Source organism: Williamsia sp. z34 (genome assembly GCF_059553395.1).
This window is the reverse complement of record NZ_JCANWW010000016.1, coordinates 17162-33345: the sequence shown is the minus strand read 5'-3', so window position 1 is coordinate 33345 and position 16184 is coordinate 17162. Positions and strand designations below refer to the sequence as shown.

The 16184-nt window shown below is 65.2% G+C and carries 12 protein-coding genes and 1 rRNA gene; all 13 read right to left on the bottom strand.

Annotated elements, in window-relative coordinates:
* Positions 1–21: 21 nt before the first annotated feature.
* Positions 22–1542 (bottom strand): 16S ribosomal RNA (locus AC51GT_RS25545).
* A 663-nt stretch (positions 1543–2205) separates the two neighbouring features.
* Positions 2206–3492, bottom strand: a complete 1287-nt coding sequence (tyrS, locus tag AC51GT_RS25540; RefSeq protein ID WP_496327201.1) for a tyrosine--tRNA ligase — start codon at positions 3490–3492, stop codon at positions 2206–2208.
* The gene (locus AC51GT_RS25535) at positions 3489–4163 is read right to left on the bottom strand and encodes a DNA-3-methyladenine glycosylase (protein ID WP_496327202.1); all 675 of its coding nucleotides are present in this window, start codon (positions 4161–4163) and stop codon (positions 3489–3491) included. Before AC51GT_RS25535 ends, tyrS begins: the two co-directional genes overlap by 4 nt.
* Before the next feature lie 4 nt (positions 4164–4167).
* Positions 4168–4407 carry a Trm112 family protein gene (locus AC51GT_RS25530; RefSeq protein WP_495515920.1) on the bottom strand — a complete coding sequence of 80 codons (240 nt, stop codon included), beginning with the start codon at positions 4405–4407 and terminating at the stop codon, positions 4168–4170.
* 4 nt (positions 4408–4411) lie between these two features.
* The gene (locus AC51GT_RS25525; RefSeq protein WP_496330552.1) at positions 4412–7378 is read right to left on the bottom strand and encodes an AMP-binding protein; all 2967 of its coding nucleotides are present in this window, start codon (positions 7376–7378) and stop codon (positions 4412–4414) included.
* Between the two features lie 109 nt (positions 7379–7487).
* A complete protein-coding gene (gene argH / locus AC51GT_RS25520; protein WP_496330551.1) occupies positions 7488–8909 on the bottom strand; it encodes an argininosuccinate lyase in 1422 nt (473 codons plus the stop codon).
* Positions 8910–10109, bottom strand: coding sequence for an argininosuccinate synthase (locus AC51GT_RS25515; protein ID WP_496327205.1), 1200 nt, complete (start codon positions 10107–10109; stop codon positions 8910–8912).
* A 90-nt stretch (positions 10110–10199) separates the two neighbouring features.
* Entirely contained in the window at positions 10200–10688 is a 489-nt protein-coding gene (locus AC51GT_RS25510) for an arginine repressor (protein ID WP_496327206.1), read from the bottom strand.
* Entirely contained in the window at positions 10667–11590 is a 924-nt protein-coding gene (gene argF / locus AC51GT_RS25505; RefSeq protein WP_496327207.1) for an ornithine carbamoyltransferase, read from the bottom strand. The genes AC51GT_RS25510 and argF overlap by 22 nt, the downstream gene beginning before the upstream one ends.
* Positions 11587–12804 carry an acetylornithine transaminase gene (locus AC51GT_RS25500; protein WP_496330550.1) on the bottom strand — a complete coding sequence of 406 codons (1218 nt, stop codon included), beginning with the start codon at positions 12802–12804 and terminating at the stop codon, positions 11587–11589. Before AC51GT_RS25500 ends, argF begins: the two co-directional genes overlap by 4 nt.
* Positions 12801–13736, bottom strand: a complete 936-nt coding sequence (gene argB, locus AC51GT_RS25495) for an acetylglutamate kinase (RefSeq protein ID WP_496327209.1) — start codon at positions 13734–13736, stop codon at positions 12801–12803. The genes AC51GT_RS25500 and argB overlap by 4 nt, the downstream gene beginning before the upstream one ends.
* Positions 13737–13831: 95 nt before the next feature.
* Complete coding sequence (gene argJ / locus AC51GT_RS25490) at positions 13832–15019, bottom strand: bifunctional glutamate N-acetyltransferase/amino-acid acetyltransferase ArgJ (protein WP_496330553.1); 1188 nt, start codon at positions 15017–15019, stop codon at positions 13832–13834.
* A 101-nt stretch (positions 15020–15120) separates the two neighbouring features.
* Complete coding sequence (argC, locus tag AC51GT_RS25485; protein WP_496330549.1) at positions 15121–16158, bottom strand: N-acetyl-gamma-glutamyl-phosphate reductase; 1038 nt, start codon at positions 16156–16158, stop codon at positions 15121–15123.
* Positions 16159–16184 lie beyond the last annotated feature (26 nt).

Here is a 16184-nt window from a genome sequence, read left to right as displayed (position 1 = left end):
GTGGTTTATGTTGCTCCTTAGAAAGGAGGTGATCCAGCCGCACCTTCCGGTACGGCTACCTTGTTACGACTTCGTCCCAATCGCCAATCCCACCTTCGACGGCTCCCTCCCACAAGGGGTTGGGCCACCGGCTTCGGGTGTTACCAACTTTCATGACGTGACGGGCGGTGTGTACAAGGCCCGGGAACGTATTCACCGCAGCGTTGCTGATCTGCGATTACTAGCGACTCCGACTTCACGGGGTCGAGTTGCAGACCCCGATCCGAACTGAGACCGGCTTTAAGGGATTCGCTCCACCTCACGGTATCGCAGCCCTCTGTACCGGCCATTGTAGCATGTGTGAAGCCCTGGACATAAGGGGCATGATGACTTGACGTCATCCCCACCTTCCTCCGAGTTGACCCCGGCAGTCTCTCACGAGTCCCCGCCATTACGCGCTGGCAACATAAGATAAGGGTTGCGCTCGTTGCGGGACTTAACCCAACATCTCACGACACGAGCTGACGACAGCCATGCACCACCTGTACACCAACCACAAGGGGGGCCATATCTCTATGGCTTTCTGGTGTATGTCAAACCCAGGTAAGGTTCTTCGCGTTGCATCGAATTAATCCACATGCTCCGCCGCTTGTGCGGGCCCCCGTCAATTCCTTTGAGTTTTAGCCTTGCGGCCGTACTCCCCAGGCGGGGTACTTAATGCGTTAGCTACGGCACGGATCCCGTGAAAAGGAACCCACACCTAGTACCCACCGTTTACGGCGTGGACTACCAGGGTATCTAATCCTGTTCGCTACCCACGCTTTCGTTCCTCAGCGTCAGTTACTACCCAGAGACCCGCCTTCGCCACCGGTGTTCCTCCTGATATCTGCGCATTTCACCGCTACACCAGGAATTCCAGTCTCCCCTGTAGTACTCAAGTCTGCCCGTATCGCCCGCACGCTTGGAGTTAAGCCCCAAGTTTTCACGAACGACGCGACAAACCGCCTACGAACTCTTTACGCCCAGTAATTCCGGACAACGCTCGCACCCTACGTATTACCGCGGCTGCTGGCACGTAGTTGGCCGGTGCTTCTTCTCCAGGTACCGTCACTTTCGCTTCGTCCCTGGTGAAAGAGGTTTACAACCCGAAGGCCGTCATCCCTCACGCGGCGTCGCTGCATCAGGCTTGCGCCCATTGTGCAATATTCCCCACTGCTGCCTCCCGTAGGAGTCTGGGCCGTGTCTCAGTCCCAGTGTGGCCGGTCGCCCTCTCAGGCCGGCTACCCGTCGTCGCCTTGGTAGGCCATTACCCCACCAACAAGCTGATAGGCCGCGGGCCCATCCCAAACCGCCGGAGCTTTCCACCACCAGACATGCATCTGGTGGTCATATTCGGTATTAGACCCAGTTTCCCAGGCTTATCCCAAAGTTTGGGGCAGATCACCCACGTGTTACTCACCCGTTCGCCACTAATCCACCAGCAAGCTGGCTTCATCGTTCGACTTGCATGTGTTAAGCACGCCGCCAGCGTTCGTCCTGAGCCAGGATCAAACTCTCCATGAAAACCTTCCAAAACCGCTCCGAAGAGCGAGTTTCAAAAAAATATGTCCTGAAGAGATTTCATAATCCCAACCAAACAAAAACTGACACCACCACAGGACTCAAAACCTGCGATGGGATCAAAAAATTATCTAACTAATGCCGGCACCACACATCCGCCAACCCGACCAAACCCCAGACTGGGATTTCGTCACCGTGACAGACATACAGCACCTAAATTGGCACTAACAATCCATCGACACACTATCGAGTTCTCAAAGAACACACCCGCACCGACTTCGACACTGTCTAGCAGCGCCATCCCGGAGGAGTAGTTATGTTATGTAGCTTAGAAGTTTCTGCGTCCCAGACTCTGTCCGGCGCAGGTCTCCCAACCTACCAGCTTCGAAACTCTCCTGCAACACGCTGGTAACCAGCTTGCGGCGTTCGGGTTTCTCAACCTCGTTCCACCCGCGCTTGAACGCTCCACGCGAAGGTGGATCTGATTCTCACTTGGGCGGTCTGCGTTGTTCCTTCAGGAAAAGACTTCCCTGTCGGTGTTCTCGGCTCCCGGCTTCTCGCTCTCCGGCGCCTCACTCGCTGACTTGAAGAAAGTTACGCGGTTGTCGGCAGTGCGTCAAATCGGCTGGTCAGAGGCTTATGCGTTCCTAACCATCGAGCGACGACTCATCCGATCTTCGCGCCGGCCAGGTTCTTCTTGCCGCGACGCACCACGAGCCAGGCACCGTGGAGCAGATCGTCGCCCGCCGGCGTCCACTCGTCACTGGTGATCTTGACGTTGTTCACGTAGGCGCCGCCCTCGTTGATGGTCCGACGGGCAGCCTTGTTGCCTTCGGACAGCCCGGTCGCAACAAGCAGCTCGACGATCGTCGGGGTGGAGCCGGCCTCGAACTCGGCCACAGTGGTCTCCGACAACGCGGCAGCCAAGGTGCCTTCGTCCAGGCTGTCGAGCTCGGCCCGACCGAACAGCGCCTGACTGGCGGTCTGCACCGCATCAGTGTTGGCCTGCCCATGAACCAGGGTGGTCATCTCCTCGGCCAACCGTCGCTGAGCCGCCCGCAAATGCGGCGAATCAGCCGTGACCTGCTCGAGTTCCGCGATTTCCTCCCGACCCAGGAACGTGAACCACTTGAGGTAGCGGATGACGTCGGCGTCGGCGGTGTTCAGGAAGTACTGGTACCAGGCATACGGCGTGGTCATCTCCGGGTCGAGCCACAGGCTTCCGCCCCCGGTCGACTTACCGAATTTTTTTCCGTCGGACGAGGTGACCAGCGGCACCGTCATCGCGTGTACCGCGTGACCGTCCACCCGCCTGGTCAGGTCGACTCCGGCGATGATGTTGCCCCACTGATCCGATCCGCCGACCTGCAACGCGCAGCCGTACTCCCGGTGCAGCTGCAAATAGTCGTTGGCCTGCAACAACATGTAGCTGAACTCGGTGTAGCTCATCCCGTCGGATTCGAGACGGCGACGAACCGTCTCGCGGGCGAGCATCACATTCACGGAAAAGTGTTTGCCCAGGTCACGTAGGAAGTCGACGGCCGTCAGTTTGGCGGTCCAGTCCAGGTTGTTGACCACGATGGCGCCGTGGGGCGAGTCGTCGAAATCGACAAAACGCTCGAGCTGGCCCTTGATCCGACGGGCCGACTCGGCGACGGTCTCGGCGGATTGCATCGTCCGCTCCCCCACGTCACGGGGATCACCGATCAGCCCGGTGGCACCGCCGGCCAGCACGATCGGACGGTGACCTGCGCGTTGGAACCTCTTGAGCGTCAGCAGCGGTACCAGGTGCCCGGCATGCAGGCTCGGTGCGGTGGGGTCGAAGCCGGCATAGAGGGTGGTCAGCTCGGACAGCACTTTCCCCAACTCGTCGAGGTCCGTGCTCTGGGCGATGAGCCCACGCCAAGTCAGTTCGTCCAGGATGTCTGCCGGTGCGAGATTTGCTGCGGTCACGAAGTCGATCCTCCCCCATCGGCGACCGGTACCGACAGCCGGAGGGGTGCGGCCCGCCGGTACTTGGACACCGCGGGGCTGCGTTCGTCCCAGAGTCGCCACGGATGATCCTGTGCGGTACTCACTCCGACCCGGGGGCCATGTACGACGGCTGATGCCGGGATGCGCGGTCCGCGAAACAGGCGCACCGGCGAGTCCGCGGTGCAGACAGCTGCCCCGTTGAAGCTCCGGTCGATCGCCATCGCAGACCCGACATTGCCTGGGCCACAAGCTAATTGATTGTCATTACGCGCGGTCGGCCGTCGGTTGCGGGCAACCTCGATACCGGCGACGACCTCGCCGGCACGCATCAACACACCACCGCACTGCCCGACCGGGCCATAGGAGATGTTGCCGCACCAGTGGATGCCGTACGAGCGGTAGACGTACAGGTGCCCGGCCTCGCCGAACATCACGACATTTCGGTCCGTCGGGCCGCGGTAACCGTGCGACGCCGGATCCGGGTACGGGCTGCCCGGCGGACCGCCGTAGGCCTCGACCTCGACGATGCGCATCCGCACCGTCCCACCCGGGCCGTCGACCTCGAGGTAGGACCCGAGCAGACGGCGGGCGGCCTGCGCCGGCGTGGCAGTTGCCAACCGGCGGACATCGAACAGGACGGGCGCGGACAAACGATCAGTCGGCGACGGGGCCGGTTGTCGCTGTCGCGCGCGAGAGAAGTTGCTCATGCTCGTCGTCGTCGACGTCACGGGCGTCGTCGATCAGCAACGCGGGAATTCCGTCATCGATCCGGTAGGCCCGGCGCAGGCGTGGGTTGTACATCTGCTCGTTGCCGATGACCAGCAAGGGACCGTGATCTTGTGGGCAGGCCAGCAAGGTCAACAACAAGGGACTCAATCCGGCTTCGTGTGACACGGCGTCAACGGTACCCGGGACCCGGTTCCCACCCGCGTTGGTGGGCGATCGCCTTGGTGAGCCTGCGGTATCGGCCTCCCTCGTCGCGGTACCAGACCGACGCACCGGCGGCCGGAATCCCGGCGGCCCGGAGCGCCGATGCCTGCGGTCGGAACGAAGGGGTCAGATCGATGTGGTCGAGGATCGAGATGATGTGGGGACGCTGCGCAGGCGTCAGGCCGGCCAGCGCCAAACGCAGTGCGGATCCGGTCGGTGAACCGGTGCCGTCCTGCTTGGAGACCGCAGCGATCGCGATCTCTTCCCCCGGTTCCCCCAACTTGTAGACAACCGCGTGTTTGACCTGGACCAGACGGGACAAGCCGTCCACGATCGGCTGTGGGTAGATGTATCCGTCGGCCGAATCGACCACGGCGCAGGCGTGCCCCATGAACCAGAAGTCGCCGTCGGCGTCGCGGCGGAACATGTGCTCCGACAGCTGCCACCGGTCGCCCACCGCGAACACATCACGGAGCACCGTGGCACCGACTTCGTACTGCTGCTGACCTTTTGACATCATCACGCCGACCTCGTCTACCCGCGCTTCGCGCACGAAACCGGTGTCATCGGTGATCAGGCGTCCCTCGGACAGATCAAATGCGGCGACCGCGACATCGTTGACACCGGGTACCGGACGGCCGGACGAACCCACCTTCGTACCGGTCACGTTCGCCAGGATCGCCGACCCGTCGCCGGTCGCGAAGAACTCCAGAACCCGGGCCCGCGGGAACTTCTCGTTCACGTCCTCCCACAGTCCCGCAGACATTCCCGAACCCATGAACAGCCGGATCGTGTTGTGGTCGGAGATGGTGAAGTCGTCCGAGCCGATGATGTCCTGGAGCATCGACCACGTGTACGAGACGACGGTGATCCCGTACCGGGAGATCTCTGCGGCAAACGTATCCGGGTCGAGCCCGGCGGACAGGGCGATGCGGGCGCCGCCGGCAACGGTGCCACCGAGAGCTGTCAGGAGTCCGGACGCATGGTGGAGCGGCGTCAGGCAGTACACGGTGTCGTTGCCGCTGAGCGCGGCCGCAGAGGCGGCGCCGAACGCCGACAACGCCCACCGATGGTTGGTCACCGGCCATCGCTCGAGGTTGTCGCCGTTCTTGCTGAACAGCACAAACGCGAGATCTCCCGCGCGCCCGGGATCGGGCCGATACCAGGAGGGCACCTCCACCGACTCCGGATCGATCTGTTCCATGTCGATGATGCGCTCGCCGTCGGCCTGCGCGAGTGTCCGCTCATCACCGCCACCGAGTACCAGCACCCGGTCGGCCACCGCGGCGACCTCGTCGAGGTTGGTCGGATCGGTCATGACCAGCGAGCAATCCCCCAGCCGCAGCGACAACTCGAGGTCGGAGCCCGCGGACAACATCACCGCGACCGCTCCGAGCCGCGACAATGCGGCAATGGCCACCAGTGCGCTCGGACGGGTCGGCATCCGCACACCGACATGTTCGCCGGGCCGGACCCCACAAGAGATGAGTCCGCGGACCACATTGTCGATCCGGTCGTTGACCTGGCGATGACTCAGGACGCGGTCCTCGAACAGGAACAACTCCTGTCTGCCGTTGCGGCGCGCGTTCTCGTTCATCAACTTGCCGAGTGAAATGGTTGTGCGGGACTGGATCTGACCGAGTCTGACCAGTCGGGGCAACACCCGCAGCGATTCGCGCCGCACCGCATCGGCGGTCCGACCGACCGAGATGGCCGCACCGACGATGTCGCGTCCGGTGTCGGCACCGACCCCGGCGGCCGACCCGAGCCCATGGGCAACCCGGGACGAGAAGCTGACACCGGTCCCCCGGCCCTGGTCGACGTCGTCGCGCATCTTCTCGATGGCTTCGGGCTGATCCCCCGATCCATCGATCCAGCGGATCCACTGCGCCGATGTCGGCCAGGTCCGTGAGCCTGCGGTCGATCCGACGACCAGCCCGAAATGCCCTACCGGCAATGACGATTCATAGACCTGCGCCATCGGTGAGGCTCGCAGGATGCCGCGGACCGCCACCGGTTGCCCGATGTCGTCGGCCTCGCCCACGAACGCCAGCACCGGGCAGGTGATCTCGGCGAGCGTGACCGCCTGATCGTTGATCACGAACCCACCGCCGACGAGCCGGTTGTGGACCACGAACTGGCGCAGCAACTCTGCCACCGCGGGTCCGGACCACGCCACCCAGCCGTCGACCTCGATGAAGCGTCGTGAATCCTCGCGCGGCAGCAGCGCTTCCCGGTCGTGGAGTTGGCGCAGGAAATCGATTCGGCTCCGGGCGGCCTTCACCGGGTCGACGAGCTGAAAACCGGTGCGGGCCAGCCACCCCGGGATCGCGATACGGTTGAACACGTTGTCGGCCAGGAACTGTGCGCCGGGTGTCACCAGCGCCGCGGGCAGGCCCAGAGGAAGCGCGCCCAGCACATCCACCGGGCTGCCATAGGTGACGATGCTCGCGATGCCCGCCGAACGCCGGTAGGCCGCAGCCTGATAGCAGAACATGCCGCCCTGCGAGTACCCCGCCAGGTGCACGTCCTTGCCGGTCACCGCGCACACGCGGTCGATGATCTCGTCGATTGCCACGATGTGGTCCGCCAGCGTGCGGCGCATGCCCCCGGCGACCTTGTCGGGTGAACCGAAGTCGACGACCCACGGGTCGAGTCCGGCCCGGTGCAGGATGCTCACCGCTCCGTTGTCGGTGGTGACGTCATAGACGTTCGCCGACACCATCATCGGCGGGACCAGCACGACCGGCGGACCCTGCGCCACATCGTCGGGGAAGTACCGACGGAGCCGGTACATCGGGACGGTCTCCTCCACCCGGAACGGAGCGGGCCGGGTCCCGGTTTCGAGACTGCCGTACCGGATGACCTCTAGCCCGTTCTGCGCCGTGGCCACAACGCGATCAAGGGATTCCTTGATGTTGGGAACGCCTCGCACAAACCCCCCTCAGAACCGCAGCCAAGTATTGGAGACTGCCGTCACATGCTACCCGGCGTCGTGGCCTGCGCCCCCCGGTCGAGCATCCCTGCCGTCATTCCCCCCGAACTCAGAAGTCGCGGTGCGCTGCCGCCTTCTCCGCCAGTCGCTGCAACTGCTCGGCGACCCGCACACCGGCCGTACCGCCGAGTGCGTCACGGGAAGCGATCGAGCCCGCCACCGTGAGGACCTCGCGAACATCGGGGGTCAACGCCGGATTGATCGCCGCGAACTGCTCATCGGTCAGATCAGCAAGTCCGACACCACGTTCCTCGGCGGCCCGCACGCAGGCACCGGCGACTTCGTGGGCGACCCGGAACGGCACACCGGCCCGGACGAGCCACTCCGCGATATCGGTCGCGAGGGTGAATCCGGCCGGAGCGAGCTCCGCCATCCGCTCCTCGTGGAATGTCAGCGTGCCCACCAGACCCGCGATCGCCGGCAACAGCAACTGCAACTGGGCAACGGAGTCGAAGACCGGTTCCTTGTCCTCCTGCAGGTCGCGGTTGTACGCGAGCGGTTGCGCCTTGAGGGTGGCCAGCAACCCGGTGAGGTTGCCGATCATCCGGCCCGACTTGCCTCGCGTGAGCTCGGAGACGTCCGGGTTCTTCTTCTGCGGCATGATCGAACTACCGGTCGACCATTCGTCGGCAAGAGTGATGTAGCCGAATTCCGGTGTGCTCCAGAGGATCACCTCTTCGGCCATCCGAGACAGGTCGACACCGATGAGCGCGAACACGAAGGCCGCCTCGGCCGCGAAGTCCCGCGAGGACGTGGCGTCGATGGAGTTCTCGGCCGCGCTGTCGAACCCGAGGTCTTCGGCGATCGCGGCGGGGTCCAGCCCGAGCGACGATCCGGCCAACGCACCCGAACCGTACGGGGAGACCGCAGCACGCTTGTCGAAGTCCTTGAGTCGCTCGACATCCCGCAACAACGGGTGCGCGTGGGCCAGCAGATGATGGGCCAACAGGACCGGCTGTGCTGCCTGTAGATGTGTCTTGCCAGGCATCACCGCATCGGGATGGGCCTTTGCCTGGGCGATCAGCGCATCGACCACGTCGAGCACGCCGGCGGCGACCTGACGGACCGCGTCCCGCAACCACATGCGGAACAGCGTTGCCACCTGATCGTTGCGTGAACGACCGGCCCGCAGCCGTCCGCCGACCTCCGGACCGACCCGCTCGATCAGGCCGCGCTCGAGGGCGCCATGGACGTCCTCATCGGACTGCGCCGGACCGAACGCACCGGACCGGACGTCGTCGGCCAGCCGGGAAAGCCCTTCCTGCATCGCGGCCAGGTCGTCGTCCGACAACAGTCCGGCCTTGTGCAGGATCCGGGCGTGCGCCTGCGACGCCCGGATGTCGTACGGAGCCAGCACCCAGTCGAAGTGGGTCGACTTGCTCAGGGCCGCCATGGCGTCGGCCGGTCCGGCTGCGAACCGGCCGCCCCACAGCGAACCCTCGTTGGTCCCGGAACCTGAAGACGGGGTCATCTACAGGCCCAGGTCCCGCTTCGCGGCGATCTTCGAGGACAGGCCGTGCAGGTGAACGAATCCCTTGGCGGCCGACTGATCGAAGGTGTCGCCCTCGTCGTAGGTGGCGAGGTTGAAGTCGTACAACGATTCACCGCTGCGTCGCCCGGTGACCGCGATGTGGCCGCCGTGCAGGTCGAGCCGGATGTCACCGGAGACGTGCTGCTGGGTGTGATCGACAAACGCTTCGAGCGAGGCCTTCAGCGGCGAGAACCACAGACCGTCGTAGACCAGCTCGGCCCACTTCTGATCGGTGTGGCGCTTGTAGCGGCCCAGCTCGCGTTCGAGGGTGACGTGCTCGAGCTCCTCGTGCGCACGGATCAGGACCATGGCGCCGGGCGCCTCGTAGATCTCGCGGCTCTTGATGCCGACCAACCGGTCCTCGACGACGTCGAGACGACCGACGCCGTGTGCACCGGCGCGACGATTGAGTTCGACGATCGCCTCGAGCACGCTGACCGGTCGGCCGTCGATGGCCACCGGGCGGCCCTTGTCGAAGCTGATGATGACCTCGTCGGGAGCCTGCCAGTGCGTGGTCGGGTCCTCGGTGTACGAGTAGACGTCCTTGGTCGGCGCGTTCCACAGATCCTCGAGGAAACCGGTCTCCACCGCGCGACCCCAGACGTTCTGGTCGATCGAGAAAGGAGACTTCTTCGACACGTTGATCGGGATGCCGTTCTCCTCGGCGAACGCGATCGCCTTCTCCCGGGTCCAGGCGTAGTCGCGGACCGGTGCGATGACGTCGAGTTCGGGCGCCAACGACGCGAAACCGACCTCGAAGCGCACCTGGTCGTTGCCCTTACCGGTGCAGCCGTGGGCGACGATCGTACCGCCGTGATCACGTGCGGCGGTGACCAGATGCTTGACGATCAGCGGCCGCGAGATCGCCGACACCAGCGGGTACCGGTCCATGTACAGCGCGTTGCTGGTGATGGTCGGCAGGCAGTACTCGTCCGCGAACTCGTCCCGGGCGTCGACCACCACCGACTCGACAGCGCCACAATCGATGGCTCGCTGACGAACCACCTCCATGTCCTCGCCGCCCTGACCGAGGTCGATGGCAACTGCCACGACCTCCTTCCCGGTCTCTTTACCGATCCAGCTGATGGCCACCGAGGTGTCCAGGCCGCCCGAGTACGCGAGGATTACGCGCTCCGCCATGAGGGGGTCACTCCTTGTTTTTTGTCTTGATTGTGAAGTCTTGATGTTCGGATAACGTGTGCGCGGTGGTACACGGCCATGGTCAGAATCTCATGCCAGGGCCTCCAGCATTTCGGCCAGGTCTGCTCCGGTCATGGGTTCTCGGGCGAGTACGAACAAAGTGTCGTCTCCGGCAATGGTTCCGACCACCTCCGGAAGGGTCGCCCGGTCCAGTGCGCTCGCGAGATAGTGCGCCCCACCCGGCGGGGTCCGCAGCACCGCCATCGTGCCGCTGGAGTCGACCGAGACCAATAGCTCGCCGAGCAGCCGGGACAGGCGATCGGTGCCGCCGGTGACGCCGCGAACCGGCGACCCGTCCTCCGGCACGACGTAGATACCCGATCCACCGTCGGCCCCGCGCAGTTTCACCGCACCGAGCTCGTCGAGGTCCCGCGACAGCGTCGCCTGGGTGGCCTCGATGCCTTCGTCCGCCAGCAGCGTCTGCAACTCGGTCTGGCTGTGCACCTGCGCACCGGAGAGCAGTGCCACGATCCGGGCGTGACGTCCTGCCCGGGTGGTCACCGTTGTCCCAGAAGCCACGAGAGCACCGCTTTCTGTGCGTGCAAACGGTTTTCGGCCTCGTCGTAGACCACACTGCGCGGGCCGTCGAGGACCTCGTCGGTGATCTCTTCCCCGCGGTGGGCGGGCAGACAGTGCATGACGATGGCCTCGGGGTCGGCGAGCGCGACCAGTTCGGCGTTGATCTGGTACGGCCAGAACGGCGCCACCCGGTCTTTGCCGTCGTCCTCCTGGCCCATCGACGTCCAGGTGTCGGTGACCAGGACATCGGCCCCGGCGGCGGCTTCGCGGGGATCACCGATGACGGACACGCTGCCACCGGTCAGTGCGGCGCGTTCGGTGGCGTAGCCGACGAACCTCTCGTCCGGGGTGAATCCCTGCGGTGCACTGACCCGGATGTGCATACCGGCGGTGGCGCCGCCGAGCATCAGCGAGTGGGCCATGTTGTTGGCACCGTCACCGAGGTAGGTCAGCGTCAACCCGGCCAGTGTGCCCTTGTGCTCGGCGATCGTCTGCAGGTCCGCCAGCACCTGGCAGGGATGGAAGTCGTCCGAGAGCGCGTTGACGATCGGGACCGTCGCCGCCGACGCCATCTCCTCGAGCCGGTCCTGGCCGTAGGTCCGCCAGACCACGGCCTCGACGTACCGGGACAGCACCCGTCCGGTGTCGGCGAGTGTCTCCTCGCGGCCGAGCTGGGTGGCCTTGCCATCGACGACGACGGCGTGACCCCCGAGTTGCGCGATGCCCATCTCGAACGAGAACCGGGTCCGGGTGGAATTCTTGTCGAAGATGACACCGACACCCCTGGGGCCGGCAAGTGGCTTGTGGGCGAAGGGATCCCGCTTCATCTCGGCGGCGAGTTCGAGCACGCGGGCCTGCTCGTCCGGCGACAGGTCGTCGTCGCGCAGGAAGTGGCGGGTCATGACGCAGCCCCTTTCGCGGCGTCGAGCATCTCCGGGAGGTCGTTCACGAACGCGGTTGCCTGCTCCTCGGTGAGGATCAGCGGCGGGGCGAGTCGCAGCACGTCCGGACCCGGGGCGTTGATGAGATAACCATGGTCGCGAGCCACCGCCTCGACGGCCGGAGCTATCGGCTCGGTCAGCACGATGCCGATCAGCAGACCCGAGCCGCGCGAGTGGTCGATGATCCGGTGACCGAGCTCTTCGATCGACGACGTGATGTGCTTGCCCAGTCGCGCAGCATGATTGGTCAGATCGAGGGTGTCGACCTGTTCGAGTACGGCCAAAGCCGCTGCGGCGCAGACCGGGTTGCCGCCGAACGTGGTCCCGTGTTGTCCGGGCTGGAACAGATCGGCAGCTACGCCGGTGGCCAGCACGGCACCGATCGGCATACCACCACCGAGGCCCTTGGCCAACGTCATCACGTCCGGGGTGACTCCGGACGCCTGATGCGCATAAAACGTTCCGGTACGGGCGATTCCGGTCTGGACCTCGTCGAAGATCAGGAGTGCGCCGTGCTCGACGGTCAACGCCCGGACCGCGGCCAGGTAGTCCACCGGCGGCACGATCACACCGCTCTCCCCCATGATGGGTTCGAGGATGACCGCTGCGGTCTGCGGCCCGATCGCGGCCTTCATCGCCTCGAGGTCGCCGTAGGGAACGTGGCGCACCCCGGCCGGCATCGGCTCGAACGGTTCCCGCTTGGCAGGCTGACCGGTCATCGCGAGCGCGCCCATGGTCCGGCCGTGAAAGGCCTTCTCGGCAGCGATGATCTCGGGCCGGCCGGTCAGGCGCGCGATCTTGAACGCGGCCTCGTTGGCCTCGGCGCCGGAGTTGCAGAAGAACGCCTTGCCCTGCACACCCCACCTCGACAACAACGACTCGGCCAGCTTGACGACCGGTTCGGTGAGATAGAGATTCGACGTGTGTCCGAGCGTGGAGAGCTGCTCGGTGACCGCATCGATGATCGCCGGATTACCGTGCCCGAGGATGTTCACCGCGATGCCACCGAGGAGGTCGAGGTACTCACGACCATCGACGCCGGTCACCACCGCACCCTTACCCGAGCGCAGCGCCACCTTCGGGGTGCCGTAGTTGTTCATCATCGAAGCCGTCCACCGCTCCTGCAGTGCGACAGTCGGATCGGTCTGCTGGCTGACATCGGCTTGCTTGGTCATGATTTGTCCTCGATAGGTGGCTGCCGGCCGTAGGCGGCCGGGACCGCATGGTCGGCCTCGGGCACGACCATGGTGCCGTTGCCTTCAGCGGTGAACAGTTCGAGCAGTGTCGAATGCGGTGTGCGGCCGTCGATCACGTGTGCCCGGGGCACTCCCCCGGCCACCGCGCGCAAGCAGGCCTCCATCTTCGGCACCATCCCGGCATCGAGGGTCGGCAGCAATTCGGCCAATGTGGTCGTGTTGATCTCCGACACCAGCGATCCGCGATCGGGCCAGTTGGTGTAGAGGCCTTCGACATCCGTGAGGACGACGAGCTTCTCGGCACCGAGCGCCTGGGCCAGCGCTGCCGCGGCGGTGTCGGCGTTGATGTTGTGGACCACGCCGTCGGCGTCGGGCGCGATGGTGGAGACAACCGGAATGCGCCCGGCCGCAATGAGATCGGTGACCGCTCCCGGATTGACGGTGGTGACATCGCCGACGAGACCGATGTCGGTCGCCGCGCCGTCGACCATCACCGAACGCCGGGTCGCGGTGAACAGGTGTGCGTCTTCACCGGAGATACCGACCGCATACGGTCCGTGGGCGTTGATCAGGCCGACGAGTTCGCGACCGACCTGTCCGAACAGGACCATCCGGGCAACATCCATCACCTCGGGCGTGGTCACCCGGAAGCCGCCCTTGAACTCACCGGTCATCCCGAGTCGGGCGAGCATGGCCGAGATCTGCGGACCGCCGCCGTGCACCACGACGGGATGAATCCCGCAGGTACGCAGGAACACCATGTCTTCGGCAAACGCCGCCTTGAGGTCTTCGTCGACCATCGCGTTGCCGCCGTACTTGACGACGATGATCTTGCCGGCGAACCGCTTCAGCCAGGGCAGCGCCTCACCGAGCACATGCGCCTTGTCCAGGGCGCTCAGTGTCTCCGTCACGGGTCGAGCTCCGCTCCGCTGCGTCTCCGTCACGGGTCGAGCTCCGCTCCGCTGCGTCTCCGTCACGGGTCGAGCTCCGCTCCGCTGCGTCTCCGTCATGACGAATAGGCCGAGTTCTCTTCGACGTAGGCGTGGGAGAGGTCGGTGGTCCGGATGAACGCCGTCCCCGAACCGATGCCGAGGTCGACGGTGAGGTCGATGTCGATGCCGGACAGGTCGGCGTCGCGCGCACCTTCCACGCCCATGCCGTTCTCGCAGACCGGATAGTCGTTGAACCGCACCGAGATCCGATCGGGGTCCAGTTCCACCGGAGCCATGCCGACCGCGGCCAGCACCCGGCCCCAGTTGGGATCCGAACCGAACAGCGCCGTCTTGACCAGGCTGTCGCGGGCGATCGTGCGTGCGGCGGCCAGCGCATCGGCATCGCTCGCCGCACCGGTCACGGTCACCACAACCCGCTTGGTGACGCCCTCGGCGTCGGCCTGCATCTGGACGGCGAGGTCATCACAGACCAGCCGGACGGCCTCGTTGAGCGCGGACTGATCCGGCGTCTTCTCGCTGGCACCCGAACTCAGCAGCAGCACAGTGTCATTGGTGGAACACGAACCATCGACGTCCAGACGGTCGAACGTCAGCGCGGTGGCCGCCCGCAGCGCTTCGTCCAACTGCGCGGCCGATACCGCGGCGTCGGTGGTGATCACACAGAGCATCGTGGCCAGCGACGGCGCCATCATTCCCGCGCCCTTGGCCATGCCGCCGACATTCCAGCCATCACTGTGGTGGAAGGCCGCTTGTTTGGGCACGGTGTCGGTGGTCATGATCGCGTATGCGGCGTCGGTGCCACCGGTCAGGCCGCCGCCCATCTCGTGAACGATCTCGGTGACGCCGGCGAGCACCTTGTCCATCGGAAGGCGATCGCCGATCAAACCCGTGGAACAGATCGCAACTTCGATGGCACCGGTCTCGGTGCCCCAGTCGCTGATCGCCGCTGCGGTCGCTTCGGCGGTGGCATGGGCATCCTGGAATCCACCCGGACCGGTGCAGGCATTGGCGCCGCCCGAGTTGAGGACCACTGCGCGCAGCCGTCCGGTGCTCAAGACCTGCTGGCTCCACAGCACCGGGGCAGCCTTGACCTTGTTGGAGGTGAACACTCCGGCCGCCGCATAGTCGGGACCCTCGTTGAAGACCAGCGCCAGATCTTCCCTGCCGCTGGCCTTGATCCCGGCCTTGATGCCCGCCGCCCGGAAACCCAGCGGTGCGGTCACACCCTGCAGGTTCGTCATGCGGTGTCCACCGTCGACGTCGCGCCAGTTCGCGGTCACATCCACCACCTCGTCACCGGTTCCATCTGCCCCGCTTGCAGCCACATCGTCACTGCCCTTGTTCACGGTGCCACTCCCACGGTGCTCAGTCCTTCGGTTTCGCCCCATCCCAGGGCCAGATTCATCGATTGCACGGCACCGCCACCGGTGCCCTTGGTCAGATTGTCGATTGCGCCGACCGCGATCAGGGTGCCCGACCGCTCATCGACGCCGACACTGAGCTGCACCGCATTCGACCCGATCACCGAGCCGGTGGCCGGCTGGCGGCCCTCCGGCAGCACGGTCACGAACGGTTCATCGGCGTATGCCTTCTCGTAGATCGCCCGCGCCTGCGCCGACGTCGCCGACGTCGGTGCGGTGCAGGTCGCCAGGATTCCGCGGGCCATCGGCGCCAGTACCGGCGTGAACGAGACACTGACCGGGGCGTTGGCCACCGCCGACAGGTTCTGGATGATCTCCGGGGTGTGCCGGTGAGCGCCGCCGACGCCGTACGCGCGGGCCGAACCGATCACCTCGGCGGCGAGCAGGTCGACCTTCGGCGACCGCCCGGCGCCAGAGGCACCGCTGACCGCGACGATGGTGATCTGCGGGGCGATGATGCCTGCGGCGACCGCAGGCAGCAGCGCGAGCGTGCTCACGGTCGGATAACAACCGGGCACCGCGATCCGGTTGGCGCCGGAGAGGACATCACGGTTCCCGGGCAGCTCCGGGAGTCCATATGGCCAGCTACCGGCGTGGGTACCGCCGTAATACCGCTCCCACTCCGCCGGATCCTGTAGCCGGAAGTCGGCTCCGCAGTCGATCACCAGGGTGGCCGGCGGCAACGCATCGGCGACGGGCCCGGAGGTTCCGTGCGGCAGGCCCAGGAAGACGACGTCGTGCCCGGAGAGGATCTCGGTGGTCGTCTCCGACAACTCCCGATCCGCCAGCGGCAACAGGTGGGGATGGTGCTCCCCCAGCAACGAACCGGCATTCGATCCGGCCGTCAGGGCACCGATCTGCAGCTCTCCTGATGCATGTTTCGGATGACCGAAAAGCAGACGAAGAATCTCGCCACCTGCATACCCGCTTGCGCCGGCTACTGCGACTGTGACACTCATATGATTCATTATGCACCCCACCGTAA

Bases quoted from the DNA above. Each gene is read 5' to 3' on its own strand.
- argJ (WP_496330553.1), bottom strand. From the start codon at position 15,019: ATGACGAACCTGCAGGGTGTGACCGCACCGCTGGGTTTCCGGGCGGCG.
- argF (WP_496327207.1), bottom strand. From the start codon at position 11,590: ATGACCCGCCACTTCCTGCGCGACGACGACCTGTCGCCGGACGAGCAG.
- AC51GT_RS25515 (WP_496327205.1), bottom strand. From the start codon at position 10,109: ATGGCGGAGCGCGTAATCCTCGCGTACTCGGGCGGCCTGGACACCTCG.
- argH (WP_496330551.1), bottom strand. From the start codon at position 8,909: ATGACCCCGTCTTCAGGTTCCGGGACCAACGAGGGTTCGCTGTGGGGC.
- argC (WP_496330549.1), bottom strand. From the start codon at position 16,158: ATGAGTGTCACAGTCGCAGTAGCCGGCGCAAGCGGGTATGCAGGTGGC.
- AC51GT_RS25500 (WP_496330550.1), bottom strand. From the start codon at position 12,804: ATGACCAAGCAAGCCGATGTCAGCCAGCAGACCGATCCGACTGTCGCA.